Genomic DNA, 16,575 nt, shown 5'->3' with positions numbered 1-16,575 from the left:
TGGCCTGACCAATCAAGCGCTCGTTTCGGTCACCCGCACCTGCCCCGCCGCGCATGCTGCCGCGATACCATCATGTAGGAGGCGATCAGTGACCAAATGATCAACGACTGCGATCTCCGCGATCCGAACCGGCGCAGGGCGGCCGAATTTGGTCTGGTCACTTGCCAGGATCACGGTGCGCGCCTGTTCGATGATCGTTTGCGAGACGCGCACCTCGTCCATGTCGAAGTCGAGCAACGTGCCCTCGCCATCGATCGCGGAGGCACCGATCAGCGCGTAATCGAGCTTGAAGCCGCGCAGGAAATCCATCGCCAGCGCGCCGACCACGGCGCGGTCGCTCGCGCGCACCTTGCCGCCGGCCACTACCACCTCGATCGTCGGCACGCCGCCCAGAATGTCGGCGACGTTCAGGTTGTTGGTCACCACCAGCAGATGCCGGTGGCGAACCAGCGCCCGGGCGATCGCCTCGGTGGTGGTGCCGATGTTGATGAACAGGCTGGCGCCATCCGGCACCAGCGCCGCCGCCGCCTCACCGATCGCCGCCTTGGCCCCGGCCGCGACCTGGCGACGCGCCTCCCGGTCCAGATTGTCGACGCCCGAGGTCACGACGGCCCCGCCGTGCACGCGCGACAGCATCGCCTGCCGGGCGAGCTGGTTCAGATCGCGGCGGATAGTTTGCGGGGTTACCTCCAGCGCCGTCGCCAGCGCCTCCACGCTTACACTGCCGGTCTGCCGGGCAAGCTCGAGAATGCGCCGATGCCGCCCAGCCACCAGATCAGGCAGATCCTCGGCCATCAGGCGGAACGTGCCAGACGCGGCGGATCGCCCGCCAGATAGGTCGCCAGCCGCGCCTCGGTGCCCGGCGGAACGTGCAACCCAAGCTTGCTCCGCCGGTACAGAATGTCCTCGGCGGTACTCGCCCATTCGTGCGCGCGCAGATACTCGACTTCGCGCAGCGTCAGCCCGCCGCCGAGATCACTGCCCAGATCGAACGGCGTCATCGTGTTGCCCAGCAGCGCATGGACACGGGTGCCATAGGCGCGGGCCAGCCGCCGCAGGAGATCGGCGGGCATGCCCGGCCGCGCATGCTGCAGCCCGGCCACGAAGCGATCGAAGTCACCGTCCGGCAAATCGCCCCCCGGCAGCACTGCCCCCGCCGTCCAGGCCTGGCCCGCATCGGGGAAGAAGCGGGCAAGTTCGGCCATCGCGTGCTCGGCGAGCTTGCGGTAGGTGGTGATCTTGCCGCCGAAGATGCTCAGCATCGGGGCGCAGCCCTCCTCACCGTCGAGGTCGAGCACATAGTCGCGCGTCACCGCCGAGGCATTGCCCGCCTTGTCGTCGTAGAGCGGGCGGATGCCGGCATAGCTCCACACCACGTCCTTCTCGGACGGCGGATCGGCGAAATAGCGCGCGGCGGTATCGAGCAGATAACGGGTTTCCGCGGCGCTGATCTGCGCCTTGCCAGGCGCGCCTTCCCACACTTCGTCGGTGGTGCCGATCAGCGTGTACTTGTTCTCATAGGGCACCATGAACACGATCCGGCGATCGGGATTCTGCAGCATGAAGGCATGCTCGCCCGGATAAAGCCTGGGCACGACGAGATGGCTGCCCTTCACCAGTCGCAGCCCGCGATCGGCAACAACGTCCGGAACGCGCCCGAGCACGTCCGCGACCCAGGGCCCCGCTGCGTTGACCAGCGCCCGGGCGCGCACGGTGCGTTCGCCGCCTTCATCGGCGATCGTCGCAACCCACTCGGCCCCATCGCGGCGAGCGCCGAGCAGCGTGGTGCGGGTGCGAATCTGCGCGCCCTTCTCCGCCGCGTCCATCGCGTTGAGCACCACCAGCCGGCTGTCTTCCACCCAGCAGTCCGAATAGACGAACGCCTTTCCCCGAGCGGTCTTGAGACCGCGCCCGAACGGCGTGCGGGCAAGGTCGATCGTGTCGGTGCCCGGCAGCTTCTTCCGGCCGCCGAGATGGTCGTAGAGGAACAGCCCCAGCCGCACCATCCAGGCCGGGCGCGGCGACTGGGTCTGCGGCAGCACGAAGCGCAGCGGCCAGATGATGTGGGGCGCCATGCTCCACAGCCGCTCGCGCTCGATCAGCGCCTCGCGCACCAGGCGGAACTCGCCATATTCGAGATAGCGCAGGCCGCCATGGATCAGCTTGGTCGAGGCCGAGGAGGTGTGGCTGGCAAGGTCTTCCTTCTCGACCAGCAGCACCGACAGGCCCCGCCCCGCCGCGTCGCGCGCGATCCCGGCGCCGTTGATGCCGCCGCCAACCACCAGCAGATCGAAACGCTCGTCGGAATGCGCGGCCGCCATGCTTCGCCTCATGTTCGCTATTGTTCGTTTTTAGCATGAAGTGAACAGAAACGAAAGCGTTGACGCGCGAACGAAAATCTACGAGCGTTCGGACAAATAGAGGGAGGGGCTTGGTGGACCGGAATCACATTCTCGCGATCGATCAGGGCACCACCTCCACCCGCAGCGTGATCTTCGATTCCGCCGGGCGCCGCGTCGCCACCGCGCAGACCGAATTCGAACAGCATTATCCCGACCAGGGCTGGGTCGAGCATGACCCCGAGACAATCTGGCACGACGCGCTGACCACCGCTCGCGAGGCGCTGCTGAAGAGCGGCGTGGGCGTGGCAAGCATCGCCGCGATCGGAATCACCAACCAGCGCGAGACGACCCTGGTGTGGGACCGCGCGACCGGCGCACCGATCCACCGCGCCATCGTCTGGCAGGACCGGCGCACCGCCGATCGCTGCCACGACCTCAAGGCAGACGGCGTCGAGGCGGAGGTGCGGGCGCGCACCGGCCTGCTGGTCGATCCCTATTTCTCGGCAACCAAGCTCGGCTGGATCCTCGACCATGTGCCGGGCGCCCGCGCACGGGCGGAGCGCGGGGAACTCGCCTTCGGCACGATCGACAGCTTTCTGCTCTGGCGACTGACCAAGGGTGCGGTGCACGCGACCGACGTGACCAATGCCGCGCGGACCTCGCTGTTCAACATCCATACGGGCGCGTGGGATGCGGAATTGTGCCGGCTGTTCGGCATTCCGATGGCGCTGCTGCCGGAGGTGCACGACAACGCCCATGTCTATGGGATGACCGATCCCGAATATTTCGGCCTACCGATTCCGATCGCCGGCATGGCCGGAGACCAGCAGGCGGCACTGTTCGGCCAATGCTGCTTCGCACCGGGCACGGCGAAGTCGACCTATGGCACCGGCTGCTTCCTGCTGCTCAACACCGGGGAAAAGGCGGTCACCTCCGAGCATCGCATGCTCACCACGCCCGCCTACCGGATCAACGGCCGCACCGCCTATGCGCTCGAAGGCTCGATCTTCGTCGCCGGCGCGGCGATCAAATGGCTGCGCGACGGGATCGGCGTGATCACCCATGCGCGGTAGACCAACGACATGGCGACGCGGGTGTCCGACAGCCACGGCGTCTACATGGTCCCGGCGTTCGTCGGCCTTGGCGCGCCGCACTGGGATCCGGAGGCGCGCGGCGCGATCTTCGGGTTGACGCTCAGCGCCACCCAGGCGCACCTCGCCCGCGCGGCGCTGGAGGCGGTCGCCTACCAGACCTACGACCTTGTCGCCGCGATGGTGCAGGATGGTGGCACGCGCCCGGCGATGCTGCGCGTGGACGGCGGCATGGCGGCGAACGACTGGCTGTGCCGCTTCCTTGCCGACATTCTCGATGTCGCGGTGGAGCGGCCGGACGACCTGGAGACCACCGCCCGTGGCGCTGCCTTCCATGCCGGGCTCGCGGTGGGGCTATGGTCCGGGCTGGACGAGCTCTCGGCCATCTGGTCGCGCCAAGCCTGTTTCGAACCGGCGATGGACGCAGCACACCGCACGACGCTGCTCGCCGGCTGGCACGACGCCCTGCGGCGGACGCTGGGGTAAGTGGCGCGCTAAGCCCCTCCCCTTCAGGGGAGGGGTTGGGGTGGGGCCGTGTCTCACCGAGACCAACCTACGTTCTGGAATCCCTCCACCCCAACCCCTCCTCCAAGGAGGAGGGGCTATTGTCGTCGCCCCTTGCTCTTCCCCACGACTCCAAGTAACACTGAACCACATGGTTCAGTATAGCAGCGCCGCGCTGGATGCATCGTTCGCCGCGCTCTCCGATGCCACCCGGCGTGGCATATTGGAGCGGCTCGGGCGGCAGGAAAGCTCGGTCTCGGCGCTCGCCGACGCGTTCGACATGACCCTCACCGGCATGAAGAAGCATATCGGCGTGCTGGAACAGGCAGGCCTCGTCACCACCGAGAAGGTCGGGCGGGTGCGGACCTGCCGGCTGGGCGGTCGCGGCCTGATGGCGGAAGCCGCGTGGATCGAAGGGCTGCAGCAGCTGTGGGACGCGCGGTTCGATGCGCTGGACGACATTGTAGAGGAACTCAAACGCAAGGAGCAGTAGGATGGGCTTGAGCATGCATGACGCCGCGACGTCGCGGACCAGGGTGGAGCGTACCTCGGACGTGGACATGGTCGTCCGGCGCACCTTCGACGCCCCTGCCCGGCTGGTCTTCCAGGCGTGGAGCACCCCCGACCTGTTCCGCTGCTGGTGGGTGCCCAAGTCTGTGCCGATCGCCCTGCGGACTTGCGAAATGGACGTGCGGACCGGCGGCAGCTACCGGCTGGAATTCGGCGCGGACGAGGGCGAAGTCCACGCGTTTTTCGGCCGTTATGTCGAGGTGGTCCCCAACGAGAAGATCGTCTGGACCAACGAGGAGAGCGTTGACGGCGCGCTGACGACCGTCACCTTCGAGGAGACTGACGGCAAGACGCTGGTCACCTATCATGATCGCCACGGATCGAAGGAGTCGCTCGACGAAGCCTTCGAGGGGATGGAAGGCGGTATCGCCGAGCAGTTCGAGCAGTTGGCGGCGGTGGTGGAGGGGTGATCCCTTTCTTCTAAGCCCCTCCCCTTCAGGGGAGGGGTTGGGGGTGGGGCATGACGTGCAAGAAGCGGATTCGCTTCCAGCTCAGCCCCCACCCCCACCCCTCCCCTGAAGGGGAGGGGCTTAGGAACCTACCCTACAACGTCAGCGCGAACTTCAATCCGAGCACGCCGACATCCTTGGCGTTCTTCACGCCGCCGGGCTGGTGGATCCACTGCACGTTCGGCTGCACCACCAGCCACTCGGTCGGCGAGACGCTGTAATAGAGTTCCGCCGCATATTCCGCGTCCCGCGCCGGCTTGCCCGCCAGCCGATCCGCCGTGTCGATCCGCCCGTTCACATTGGTTCGTGCCACCGCCAGGCCGATCACATCCCCCGGCAGGCTGGGCGCGAGCCCCTTGTAGAACAGCCCGACCGATACCTGGTTGTCGGTCAGCGTCGTCGCCCGGTCCGCAAAGGTCACATTCGCGAACATGCTGAAGCCCGTCAGCGATCGACCATCCTTCGAGGTGCCCGTCAACTGCTGCTGGACGCTGGCGAACACACCGTAGCGGCTCGAGTGCTGGAGCGGCGCGAGGCCCGTCACCGCACGTGGCTGGCGGTTTACGTCAAGCACCAGGTCGTTGCCATCAGCAGTCGAGATCCAGCCGCCAAGCTTGTACGAGCCGACGCGCCCCTCGTCGCCACCGCGGGTCCAGCCGATCTCCGCGGGGAGCAGCACGCCGGTCGCCCCCTTGAAATGGCCGATGAAGAAGGTGCTTTCGAGGTTGCGCGGGTTCACCTCATAGGCACCGCCCTGCACATAGACGCCGGGTGCGACGTCGACATGGACGTTCGCCCCCCATTGGCTGACCGGCCAGTTGTACCAATAATCGCCCGCCAGATTGCCGGGCTGCGCGCCGCAGAAACTGAGATTCTGGAAATGGCAGGAAAACACCGCGAAATCCTCGCCGGGATTGGTGCGGCCCAGCTTCACCTCCACCTTGTCGCCCAGCTTCTGCTGGAGCCATAGCTGGGTGACGCGCACCGTCTGCCCGCGGCCATAGACTTCCTGCACCTGCTGCAGCGTGCCGAGACCGGCGGTGGTGGTCAGGTCGATGCCGCGCCGCCAGGTGACCGTCCCCTGCAGCGCTGCCCCGCCCCAGCCGACCAGCTTGTCGAGATCGAGCAGCGCTCCGAAATCGAACTGGCCGGTTTCCGCCACCAGATCGCGGTCGCCGCCGGTGAAGTTGTAGGCGGTTTCCGAGGCATAGCGGGCCGAGAGGCCGATACCGCGCTCGCCCAGGCGGGTACGGATCTCCTGCCAGTCGCCGATCAGGCCAGGCGGCGGCGCACTCTGCGTGTCACCAGCCAGCGAAGAAGGCGACGGGTCGCGCGGGTGGAGCGCATGGCTGCGCGCGCGGCGCTGGGTATCGGCGCGCGGGCCCGAGCCGGCATCCTGCTGCGTGGCGTCGGGCTTCGGCTTGTCGATCTCGTCCGCCGGCGGCGGCGGTGCGCCGACATCGACCTGTTGCGCCGGGGCAGGCATTGCTGCGCCCATCGCCACGATCGCCAACAGGGCCCCCTGCCCCGCGCGCCAAGTCCCACGCTTCATCCCGAATCCCTTTTATGGTTGCGGCGCATCAAAAGGCCGGCCGGCCATTTGGTTGCACACCAGCGCAAGCATGAGCGGCCGGGAGGGCGCCCGCGCGTGCGAGGATCGGCATCAAGAGCGCGTCCGGGCGGGCAGCACAGCCCCTATCTTGGGTCAGGCCGCGATCAGCCCGCTCGCCGCGGCCCGGTCGGCGCACACCTCCAGGATCTTGAGGAAGCCGCTGATCTCGAACAGCTCGCGCACCGCCGGGGAGAGACCGCACAACAACAGCCGGCCGCCCGACTGCTTGGCGCGCTTGGCCGCCATCAGCACCACGCGCAGGCCGGCGCTCGAGATATAGGCGAGCTGCTCCAGATCCATCACCAGCACCACCGCCCCGGCGCTCTCGAACAGCGGCTGGATGGTCTGCTCGAGCGTGCCCGAGGTGGCGCTGTCCAGCCGGCCCTGCAAGGCGAGCCAGTGGATGCCGTCCTCGACGATCAGTTCGGAGTGAAAAGCCATGGCTGCTCCTACCATCTCCGCTACGCTTGAGAAGGGGTCGACGCCTGCAGCGTCTTCAACAGAATGATCAGGTTGCCGTTGCCGTCGTTATAGGCATGGGCGATGTCCATCATCGTCTTGACGAGATGCACGCCAAGCCCACCGATCGGCCGGTCGTCCAGGTCGACATCGAGGTCGGGCGCGGGCGCCTCGGCGAAGGGATCGAACTTCGGCGCGTCGTCCTTGACGATGATCTCCAGCCATTCGTCCGAGCGATTGACGAACACCTCGATCTCGTGATCCGGCGCGCCGCCCAGGCCGTGAACGATCGTATTGGTGATCAGCTCTTCCAGGCAGACATTGGCGGTGAAGGCCAGATCCGGCCGGTCGGGCAGCACGGCTTCCACCGCCTCGGCAAGCGGTGCGAGCGCCTCGACACGCGACGGCAGGCGGTGATGGAGCAATTGCGCCTTCGCACCCAGGATCACCGGCGGTGCGGCGTGCGAACCAGAAGGGGGCGTATCTTCCATGCGGACTCCCGACTTTCGACACAGTACCAGGCACGTCAAGTCGTCTGAGGCTTCCTCGCCGTCGACAAAGGCAGCGACATCAGCGACCAGCGCCTCCACCAGTTCGCCTGCCGCCGCGTCGGGCGGAGTCGCCTCGAACCAGGCCTGGAGCCGCGGATCGCCATAGGCGGCGCCATGCCGGTCGAACGCCTCGGTCACGCCGTCGGTATAGAGCAGCAGGCACTCCCCGACGCCCAGCGCCGCATCGATGCCGCGATAGTCCATGCCGGGCAGCACGCCGAGCGCGATGTCGCGCGCGCAGGGCAGCGGTTCGGCCCGGGCGCCGGCACGCCGCACCAGAGGGGCATGATGCCCGGCATTGGCATAGCGCAGGCTCCCGTCGGCGGGGTCGAACACCGCGTAACAGGCAGTGACGAACAGCTCCATCGGGTTGCGCTCGCACAGCAGATCATTGGCGCGGGCCAGCACCTGCTCCGGCGGCAGGCCGGACAGCGCCAGATCGAGGATCACCGTGCGCGATACCGCCATGAAGAAGGCCGCGCCGACGCCCTTTCCGGAAACATCCGCCACCAGCATGCCGTAGCGGCCGCCGGGCAGCCCGAAGAAATCGTAGAAGTCGCCGCCCAGCTCGCGCGCCGGGTGCATCGCCGCGCTTACGGACCAGCTCGGCTCGTCCGGGAAGGTCTGCGGCAGGATCGCCTGCTGCATGTTGCGCGCGAGGTCGAGCTCCTCCGCCACACGCCGGGCGGCACGGTGCAGTTCGCGGTTGCGCTCGGCCAGCTCGGCGGTGCGCAACCGGACCTGCGATTCGAGCTCCGCCTCACGCGTTTCGTTCTGGCGCTTGATCACCCCCAGCAACCTGCCGAATTCGGTCGCCATCGTGTTGAAATTGCGGGCGACGAGGACGAGCTCGTCATGCGTCTCCAGCGTGATGCGCGTGTCGAACTCGCCCGCGCAGAAGCGTTCGGTGCCATCGGACAGGCTCTTCAGCGAACGGAGGGTGGAGATGTAGATCCCCGCGAACAGATAGCCGATGGCCACCAGCGCGCCTGCGATCAGCAGCCCGATCACCCATTGGAAGCGCTGGAGCCTGGCCGAGCGCCGCGCCAGCCGCTGGTCGACCTCGGCCTGCACGCGCTGCAGCAGCGCCTGCGCCGAGGCGACGTTCGCCCGCGCGATCCGCGCCAGCTCCCCCAGCGCCGAGGGCATGCCGAGACTGCGATCGGCGGCATCCTGCTGCCGGGCGATGCCGGCGAGCAGCCGGTCGAGCCGCCCGGAAAGGTCGCCGCCGCTGCCGCTCAGCTGGGCGATCCCCGCCCGCAGGGCAGGGGCGCTTTCGGTCAGCACCACCTGCGCGCCCAGCGCATAGGAGGCAATGTCGGTGCCGCCGATCGCCAGTGCATCATGCTGCTTGCCCAGCGTGTCGATCACCACCGGCAGCCGATCGCTCAGCATGTCGAGCGTCGCATCCAGCTCCGGATCGACATTGAGGCGATAGACGCGTGCCTCGTCCCGGATCAGCGCAAGGTTCGCGTTGATCACGGCGGTCGAGGCGGCGAAGCGCACCTGCGGGGTGTCCCCTGCCCCAGCTGCGGTACGCCACGCCTGCTCGAGCCGGTCGGCCCCCGCCGACAGCCCGTCGCCACGCGCCACTATCGCCTGCGCGGACACCGATCTATCCAGCGCAGACAGCGCCGGCGCCGCGCTGCCCCCGAGCAGCGCGCTCCGCCAGCGGATCAGGTTGCCCAGCAGCCGCGTCTGGGCGGCGATACGATCGAGGCCCTTCCGCTCGGTCGCAGTGCTGTGAACGTCCTTGCGAAGCTGATCGAGCAACGGCGCGCTCAGCGTGCCGAGCGCCACCAGCACCAGCAGCCCAATCAGCAGATATTTGCGCGGAAAGCTCAGCCGCCCGGAGATCCACACCGTCGGCCCAAAAAAGCGGGCATAGGCCTGGTGCCAGGAGGAAGGCGCCGCGCTTGCCATGCTGCCCTAGCGGCTCACGTCCAGCACCACCTTCACCGCGGGTGTCGCCGCCTTGCGGCTGACATAGCCGATCGCCCCCGGCGTAGCCTGCACCACCCGCGCGACATCGGCTGCGCTCGCGGCCTGGCGCGGGCGGAAGCCCATGCCGGTGAATTCCTGCCGCGCCCAATAGGCACGGATCTGCCCGACGCTGCGCCCGGTGACGCGCGCATAGAATTCCGCACGCAGCGGCGATCCCTCGGCCACGTCCACGGGCGTGATCGGCTTGCCGTCGGACCAGGTCTGGATCTGCTTGAGGAAGATCTGCGTGGTCTTCTGGTTGTCGAGCCGTTCCACGGGCGCCGAGCGGTTGGCGATCACCACCAGCTCGTCGCCGCCGCGCCCCGCGCCCGACTGGACCGCAAACACGGCCATGATGGGAAGGAAGAGGTTCATGGCTGGCAGCTCCTAGAAAACCAGGTTCAGGGCGAGCGTCGCCAGATTGGCGGTGCGGTCGATCGGCAGCTTCGGCGCGGCGAACATCCCCGGCACGGTCGATGCCGGCGTGGTCAGGCGATCATATTGCAGCTTCACCGCCATGTTCGCACGCAGATCCCAGCGCGCGCCGACGCTCAGCGAACGCATCGACAGATCGGCGAAGCTGCGGGCGAGCGCGAAGGCGCCCTGCAGCTGGCCGAGCCCCGCATCCAGCGCCGGATCGAGCCGGGTCGGGTTCAGCGCGCCGGTATCCAGCGGGCCGTCGATGCGGCGGTTCTTGGCATAGGTGACATAAGGCGTCACCGTGCCGATGCCGTAGCCCACCGTGCCCTGAAACCCTTCATATTTGCCGATCATGGCGGACCGCGAGTCGAGCGCGGTCCATTCGCCGAGCACGCGCAGCTTGCGGTAGGAGCCGTCGAACCCGACGCTCGTATAGATCGGCCGGTTGTCGAACGGATCGGCCAGCGCCGCGACCCCTGCCGCCCTGCCCTTGAGCGCCGCGGCATAGGGCGCTGGCAGGAACGGGTTCGCCGCTGCCATCGACAGGCCGCCGGAAAGCTGCGCGAGACCCGCATTGAGCTGGTCGATATTGGCCCCGCGCATCGTGTACCGATGCACCCAGGTGCGCGACGCCCGGACGGTGATCCAGGGCAGGATCAGGCTGACCGATGCGCCGTGGATGCCCGTCACCCGCGCACGGGCGGCGTTGCCCTGGTTGTAGAATTGATGGTCATAGCGGCTGTCGCCGACATAGCCCTGCACCATCACCGCTGTATCGCCCCAGGCGTGGCGGAGCTGCACGTCGCCGCCGTCGAGCGCACCGACGCTATTGACGATGCTGTACAGCGGGATCGGCGGCCGCGCGGTGAGATAGGCATAGCCTACCTCCGCCACGTCGGAGTCGAAATAGAGCGGGCTGCGGATGCGGCCCACGCGCACCGCGACGTTGCGGCCGAGCTCCTGGCGCAGATAGGCCATGCGCAGGTCGACGCGCACGCTGTCGCCGTACGGCCGGGCGACACCCTGCGCCGTCAGCGACGTGCCGGGGAGCGGCCGCCACACGGCCTGCAGCCCGACCACCGAATCAAGATCCGCGGAGAGCCCATGCTTCGACGGGTGGGCATCCGAATAGGCGGTGATCACGCCCGCGTCGCGATTGTCGTTATAGACGAACCCGACGGTGGCGAAGCCGGAGACATGGAAGTTGCTGGGCGCCTTTTCCGGTGCGGCATCCGACACTGCTGACGGCTCTTCCTGGGCATGCACCGGTGCCGGCGCCAGGCCGATCAGCGCAGCACTGCCGACGAGCCCGGCCACGACCTGCGCCGACCAGGATTTCGCCCCGACGCCCCGAACGGCGCCTGCGACATTCTTCATCCGTTGTACTCGTCCCCACGGGATGGCGTGCATGCCATCCCTCCCACCGTGCGGCGGCGCTTCCTGTGTCCCGTGCGAGTGCGCCGCCTTGTATTCGCCGGTGCATCACCTTGCAGAAAGACGCACCGCCCCCCGACGACGCGCCCTTCAACCCCCGTGATGAACCGGCGCGCAGCTGTAGAAACAACTTTGTGACGAGGTGATTACAACGCGGCGCATGAGAAAATTTGCATCATCTTTGAGACGCCTTGCCATGATCGTTACTGCATCGATGCGCCGCGTTACTTTTTGCCGTCATATCGGCGGCGCAGGGATGGCAGAGAGCGCGGTCTGAGCAACCGTCCGCGACGCAGCATTTGAGGGTACACGCGCAGCATGGATTTCGTCGCCAGCCTGTTTGCCGGCCTGGGGCTCTTCTTCATCGGCATCCGGCTGATCGGGGCCAATCTCAAGCAGATGGCCGGCCGCAAGCTGCGCCGGCTGATCACCCGCGCGGTGAGCGGCGCCGGCTCCACCGCCGCCTTCGGCCTGCTGGCCGGGGCGATCATGCAAAGCGTCAATGCGGTCACCTTCGTGCTCGTCGCACTGGTCAGCGCCGGCGCGATCGACAAGCGCAAGGCCATGCCGGTGATCAGCTGGGCAAATCTCGGCACCTCGCTGCTGGTGCTGGTCGCGGCGCTGAGCATGCACGATTTCATCCTGGTGCTGATCGGCGCGACGGGGCTCGCCTTCTACTTCAACCTCGATCAGTCCAGCCGCTATCGCTATCTGGTCAGTGCGCTTCTGGGCGTCGGCCTGCTGTTCCTCGGCGTCGACCTGATCAAGACGGCGGCCCATGCGCTGCGCGATTCGGAGATGCTGCGCGAGGCGATGCAAATGTCCGCGCGCTTCTGGCCGATCAGCTTCGCGATCGGGCTGGCGGTGGCGATGGTCATCCAGTCTTCCACCACGGTCACGGTGGTGGCGATGGCGATGGCCGGTGCAGGACTGCTTCCCTTCGCCGCCGGCGCGATGATCGTGATCGGGGCCGGACTGGGATCCGGCCTTTCGGGGCTAACCCTTGCCGGCCGCCTCACCGGTAGCGCGCGGCAATTGGTTCTCTACCAGATCGCGCTCAAGGCAGTGGGCGTGGGCGCGCTGATGCTGGTATTCCTCGCCGACTGGATTTCCGGCGGCCAGCTGGTGATCCCGCTGCTCGATCGCCTCGGCCTTTCCAGATCAGCCGAACTGGCGGCGGTGTATCTGGCCCTCCAGGCTGCCTCGACACTTTGCATCGCGCTGCTCGATGCACCGATCAGCCGCCTGATCGAGGCGCAGGCACCGCCGTCGATCGAGGAAGTGCTCGGCAAGCCGCAATATCTGTCCGAAGCCGCGATGGGCGATGCGGATACTGCCATCCTCGTCGCCAATCGTGAACAGGCGCGGCTGCTCGCCAGCCTGCCCCGCTATCTCGATGCGTTGCGCGAGGACGGCGCTGCCGACGATCTCGGCGTCCAGGGGCGCTGCGAGGTGGACCGCACCGTCACGCGAGAGTGCAACATGTTCCTTGCCGAACTGGCCGAACGCTACACCAGCCGCGACGTGCTGGACCAGACGCTGCGACTGCGCGACCGCAACGAGCTGATCGTGGCGCTGCAGACCTCGCTGGTCGAACTGGCGGAAAGTGCCGGCGGCGCGGATTATGACAATGTCCGCGCGCTGCTCCACAGCCTGGTCGAAAGCCTGCATCTCATGCTGGAGACGCTCGCCGACGTTGCAGCGACGCCCGACGAGGAGGACCTGGTGATGCTCCGCATGCTGACGCACGATCGGTCCGAGCTGATGGATTCGATTCGGCGCCGGATGCAAGCCGAGGCGATGCCGCACGACGCCCAGCAGCGCGCCTTCGCCGCAACGACGGTGTTCGAGCGCTGCGTATGGCTGCTGCGCCGCTATGTCCTGCTGCTCGATCCTGCAGCCGAAGAGGGACGATCAACGCGCCCGTTCGAGGAACCGGGCCGGGCCGGCCAGACGCTCGCCCGGGCGATGTGAGGCCGCTCAGCCGTGCAGCCGCAGTACGTCCATGGTCCGGATCCATTGCGGCAGCAGCACATCGCCCGCGCCTGCCCTGGCCTGACCCGCAGCGATCCCTGCGCCCGCGCGTGCCTCGCTGGGGGTGATTCCGAACGCGGCCTTGAACGCGCGCGAGAAGGTCGACCAGTCGGCAAAGCCCCAGCCATAGGCGATCTCGGCGATCGACTTGCCGCGCTGGCCCGGGTCGCCAAGATCGCTGAGCACCCGCTCCAGCCGCTGCCGGCGGATGAAGTCGCCCACGCTGCCAAGCGGCGCGAACGCACGGTACAGCGTGGCGCGTGACATGCCCATCGCCCGCGCGACCATCTCCGGTCCCAGCTCCGGATGCGCAAGATTGGCCCGGATGAACCGCTTGATCCGGAACAGCGCCGCCACCGCCACGGATGCACGCTGCCCGCCTTCCTGAACGCTGGGGGCAATCAGGCCACCCATCATCAGCCCGGTCGCGCGTGCCACCGCCAGCGCATCCTCTGCACCCGCCTGCGGAAGCCGTTCGACCAGCATCCTTGCATGTTCGCCCAGCAGCTGCGCCGCCAGCGTTTCGCGCCGGAGCACGTTCCCGTGCAGCCGGTCCAGCCTTGGCTCGTCCAGGTCCAACGCGCCGTGATGCACGACCATGCTGATATTCTCACACCCGTCGGTGCGGGTGGCGAAGGGGCGCGTCATGTCGGCGATGCAGATGTCGCCCGGCCGCGTCACCGTCGCCTCGCCGTCGTGCAGCCGCACGTCGCTGCCGCGGGTGATGATCTGCACCAGCACCGCCTCGACGCCGGTGTGCGCGACCTTGCGCACGTCGCGGTCATAGTGGAACGCCGCGCCCCACATGCGCGAGCGGCCGATCAGCACAGGGCCGGCGTTGAACCCGTCCAGACCGACGCTGAAATCCCCCTGCACCGCCTCACGCCGCGTGTCGAAGATCGGATCGACCGACTGGGCATAGGCATCGAAACGCAGTTCCGGGGGCGCGTTTGAGACATTGAAATAGGGGACGCCGGGCGCTTCCGCCCGCACCTGTAGGTTACGCTGTTCCTGCACTGCCCCCATGTACACGATTTTCGTAACGCAACCGTTGCATTTTGAACAGGATCTTCCGCGCGGGTTGTATCGCCGGCATACAAGCGGGGTTCAGGGTTGCGGGCTCTCCCCCGTGAAGGGAGAGCAGCATGGCTTCATCGCCGGCCTGAATTCCATCAGCTCGACGCGCGTGCCATCCGGATCGTAGAAATTGGCCTGCCATTTGCCGTCCAGCCCCATCTGCGGCCCATCGTGCCGCGGGCTCAGCCGGTTCTCCCGATACAGCGTCGTCACCGCCGCCTGCATGTTCACGACGCCGAGCGAAACATGGTTCAGAACGCCGAGCTGTCGCGCATCGACTTTGTCGAGCGTCACGTCCGAACCCTCCCCGACCATCATATATTCCAGCCAGTCCCCCCCGTCGGGGAGCTGCTGCGATACCCAGTCCACCTTGTCGGCGTGGAATGCGCCGTACCAATAGGGGCGAAAGCCAAGCAGGGTCCGATAGAAGCCGTCCTGCTTCGCGCGATCGTACACAGCATAGCCCACATGGAGAATGCGGCCGCTGATCGCGCCTCTCTCCGCCGTGACATCGCGGCTGCCCGGCTGGACGAACTGGACGGCGTTGCCTTCGGGATCCCGCCCCCCGAACCATCGGTCGCCGCCCACCCCGCGCTGCACCTCGGTGAGGTCGCGGGTACCGTGCGCGAGGAGCCAGGTGCGCAGGCCCGCGGCGTCCACGGTGACGTAGCCGACATGGGCGAGCATGCTCGGCCCGTGGTTCTTAGGTGCCGGCAGCACCTCCACGAACTGACGCGAGCTGAAATGGTAGCGCACGCCGGCAGGATCCTCAGGATCCGCGCCCTTCCGTGCGCCGAGCACCACCCGATAGAAATGATCGGTGGCGGCCATGTCGGTCGCGTAGACGGCGAGATGGGAGATGCCGGTGATCGCGGGACGCTGCGCCGCCGGCGGCGCGGCCCCGATCATCGTGGCGGCGATCAAGGCAAGCGCGGCGCAACGGCGCAGCGGAAGCAGGGGAAGTCTGGGCATAGTCTCTCTCCCGTGAGCCGGCGCTTTTGCGCGCCTTTTCCGGAGCATAGCACGGGGGCGCGGCGTGTCACCGGGGGTTCGGCGCAGGTCCCGTGCTGGCGCGGCGGATCAGTTCGTGGGCGAGCGTCAGCTGCCGTTCGGCAGGCTCGGCGCCGCGCAGGATGCCGACCAGCAACTCGACCGCGCGCCGGCCGATCATCGCCTTGGGCTGGGCGATGGTGGTGAGCGCCGGGTGGAAGAAGCGTGCGAGGGGCAGGTCGTCGAACCCGATCACCGAAACGTCCCCCGGGCAGGAGAGCCCCGCCGCCCCCACTGCGCTGATCGCGCCCAGCGCCATCTCGTCGCTGAAGCAGAACAGCGCGGTAACGCCCTCCCCCAGCAGCGCGCGCGCGGCGCGATGGGCGGAGTCCGCGCCATAATCACCCTCGCGCAGGTGCAACCGGTCCTTGAGGCCGTGCCGCTCCGCTGCCCGCAGCGCCCCGACGAGGCGGTCGCGGCTGATCGGGCTGATCGGTGGCCCGGTGACGACTCCGATTTCGCGGTGGCCCAGTTCGACCAGATGCTCGATCGCGTCGGCGCTGCCCGCCGCATTGTCGATGTGAACGCTCGGCACGCCGAGTTCCGGGCTGTATTCGCAGCCGTTCACGATCGGCGCCGAGGCGCCCTGCCGCGCCACCAGCGCTTCCAGGCTCGCAGGCAACCGATGGCCGAGGAAGACCAATCCGTCGACCTCGCGGCGCGACAGCATCTCGGCATATTGGTCCTCGACCTCGGGATCGTGGCGGGTATCGCCCAGCACCACGGCATAGCCTGCATCGCGCGCCGCTTCCTCGGCGCCGCGGATGACGCTGGCGAAGAAGGGGTTGGAGATGTCCGGCACCGTCAGCAGGATCTTGGCGGCGCGCAGCGTGCGCAGCGTGCGCGCGGCGACATTCGGCCGGTAATCGAGCGCTTCGACCACTTCCATCACCCGCGCCCGCGTCGCCTCCGCCACCCGCCCGGGCTGGCTCAGCACGCGCGAGACCGTGGCAGTGGAAACGCCTGCGGCTGCGGCGACCTCGATAATCGTAGCCATGC

Annotated in this window: 13 protein-coding genes and 1 pseudogene; 4 read left to right on the top strand and 10 right to left on the bottom strand. The window is 67.7% G+C overall.

Going from position 1 to position 16,575, the window contains the following annotated elements:
* Positions 1 to 12: 12 nt before the first annotated feature.
* On the bottom strand, positions 13 to 795 hold the full coding sequence (locus V7E00_RS04170) for a DeoR/GlpR family DNA-binding transcription regulator (RefSeq protein WP_333571415.1): 783 nt from the start codon (positions 793 to 795) through the stop codon (positions 13 to 15).
* Positions 795 to 2,321 (bottom strand): glycerol-3-phosphate dehydrogenase, encoded by a 1,527-nt coding sequence (locus tag V7E00_RS04165; RefSeq protein ID WP_333571414.1) that lies wholly within the window; start codon positions 2,319 to 2,321, stop codon positions 795 to 797. The genes V7E00_RS04170 and V7E00_RS04165 overlap by 1 nt, the downstream gene beginning before the upstream one ends.
* Before the next feature lie 113 nt (positions 2,322 to 2,434).
* On the opposite strand from V7E00_RS04165, the pseudogene glpK reads away from it, so the two are divergent.
* From glpK to V7E00_RS04150, 3 genes and pseudogenes are all read left to right on the top strand, one after another.
* Positions 2,435 to 3,919: pseudogene (gene glpK, locus V7E00_RS04160) on the top strand (glycerol kinase GlpK).
* Between the two features lie 169 nt (positions 3,920 to 4,088).
* Entirely contained in the window at positions 4,089 to 4,430 is a 342-nt protein-coding gene (locus V7E00_RS04155; RefSeq protein ID WP_333571413.1) for an ArsR/SmtB family transcription factor, read from the top strand.
* A gap of 1 nt (position 4,431) precedes the next feature.
* The gene (locus V7E00_RS04150) at positions 4,432 to 4,917 is read left to right on the top strand and encodes an SRPBCC domain-containing protein (RefSeq protein WP_333571412.1); all 486 of its coding nucleotides are present in this window, start codon (positions 4,432 to 4,434) and stop codon (positions 4,915 to 4,917) included.
* 133 nt (positions 4,918 to 5,050) lie between these two features.
* Here the strand turns inward: V7E00_RS04150 and V7E00_RS04145 are convergent, their stop codons facing one another.
* The 5 genes from V7E00_RS04145 to V7E00_RS04125 form a co-directional block, all read right to left on the bottom strand.
* Entirely contained in the window at positions 5,051 to 6,508 is a 1,458-nt protein-coding gene (locus V7E00_RS04145) for a carbohydrate porin (RefSeq protein WP_333571411.1), read from the bottom strand.
* A 153-nt stretch (positions 6,509 to 6,661) separates the two neighbouring features.
* Positions 6,662 to 7,009: an STAS domain-containing protein gene (locus V7E00_RS04140; RefSeq protein ID WP_333571410.1), complete on the bottom strand. Its 348-nt coding sequence runs from the start codon at positions 7,007 to 7,009 to the stop codon at positions 6,662 to 6,664.
* A 20-nt stretch (positions 7,010 to 7,029) separates the two neighbouring features.
* Positions 7,030 to 9,501, bottom strand: a complete 2,472-nt coding sequence (locus tag V7E00_RS04135; protein WP_333571409.1) for an ATP-binding SpoIIE family protein phosphatase — start codon at positions 9,499 to 9,501, stop codon at positions 7,030 to 7,032.
* Between the two features lie 6 nt (positions 9,502 to 9,507).
* Positions 9,508 to 9,936: a substrate-binding domain-containing protein gene (locus V7E00_RS04130; RefSeq protein WP_333571408.1), complete on the bottom strand. Its 429-nt coding sequence runs from the start codon at positions 9,934 to 9,936 to the stop codon at positions 9,508 to 9,510.
* A 12-nt stretch (positions 9,937 to 9,948) separates the two neighbouring features.
* Positions 9,949 to 11,358, bottom strand: coding sequence for a hypothetical protein (locus V7E00_RS04125; RefSeq protein ID WP_333571407.1), 1,410 nt, complete (start codon positions 11,356 to 11,358; stop codon positions 9,949 to 9,951).
* A 375-nt stretch (positions 11,359 to 11,733) separates the two neighbouring features.
* Between V7E00_RS04125 and V7E00_RS04120 the strand changes: the two genes are divergently transcribed.
* Positions 11,734 to 13,389: a Na/Pi symporter gene (locus V7E00_RS04120; RefSeq protein WP_333571406.1), complete on the top strand. Its 1,656-nt coding sequence runs from the start codon at positions 11,734 to 11,736 to the stop codon at positions 13,387 to 13,389.
* A gap of 6 nt (positions 13,390 to 13,395) precedes the next feature.
* Here the strand turns inward: V7E00_RS04120 and V7E00_RS04115 are convergent, their stop codons facing one another.
* From V7E00_RS04115 to V7E00_RS04105, 3 genes are all read right to left on the bottom strand, one after another.
* Positions 13,396 to 14,466, bottom strand: a complete 1,071-nt coding sequence (locus V7E00_RS04115) for a helix-turn-helix domain-containing protein (protein ID WP_333571405.1) — start codon at positions 14,464 to 14,466, stop codon at positions 13,396 to 13,398.
* 90 nt (positions 14,467 to 14,556) lie between these two features.
* Positions 14,557 to 15,498 (bottom strand): VOC family protein, encoded by a 942-nt coding sequence (locus V7E00_RS04110; RefSeq protein ID WP_333571404.1) that lies wholly within the window; start codon positions 15,496 to 15,498, stop codon positions 14,557 to 14,559.
* A gap of 67 nt (positions 15,499 to 15,565) precedes the next feature.
* Complete coding sequence (locus V7E00_RS04105; RefSeq protein WP_333571403.1) at positions 15,566 to 16,573, bottom strand: LacI family DNA-binding transcriptional regulator; 1,008 nt, start codon at positions 16,571 to 16,573, stop codon at positions 15,566 to 15,568.
* Positions 16,574 to 16,575: the final 2 nt, after the last annotated feature.

Origin of the sequence: Sphingomonas sp. (assembly GCF_036731925.1) — a bacterium.
Taxonomy (GTDB): Bacteria; Pseudomonadota; Alphaproteobacteria; order Sphingomonadales; family Sphingomonadaceae; genus Sphingomonas.
This window is presented reverse-complemented; position numbering and strand designations above follow the sequence as displayed.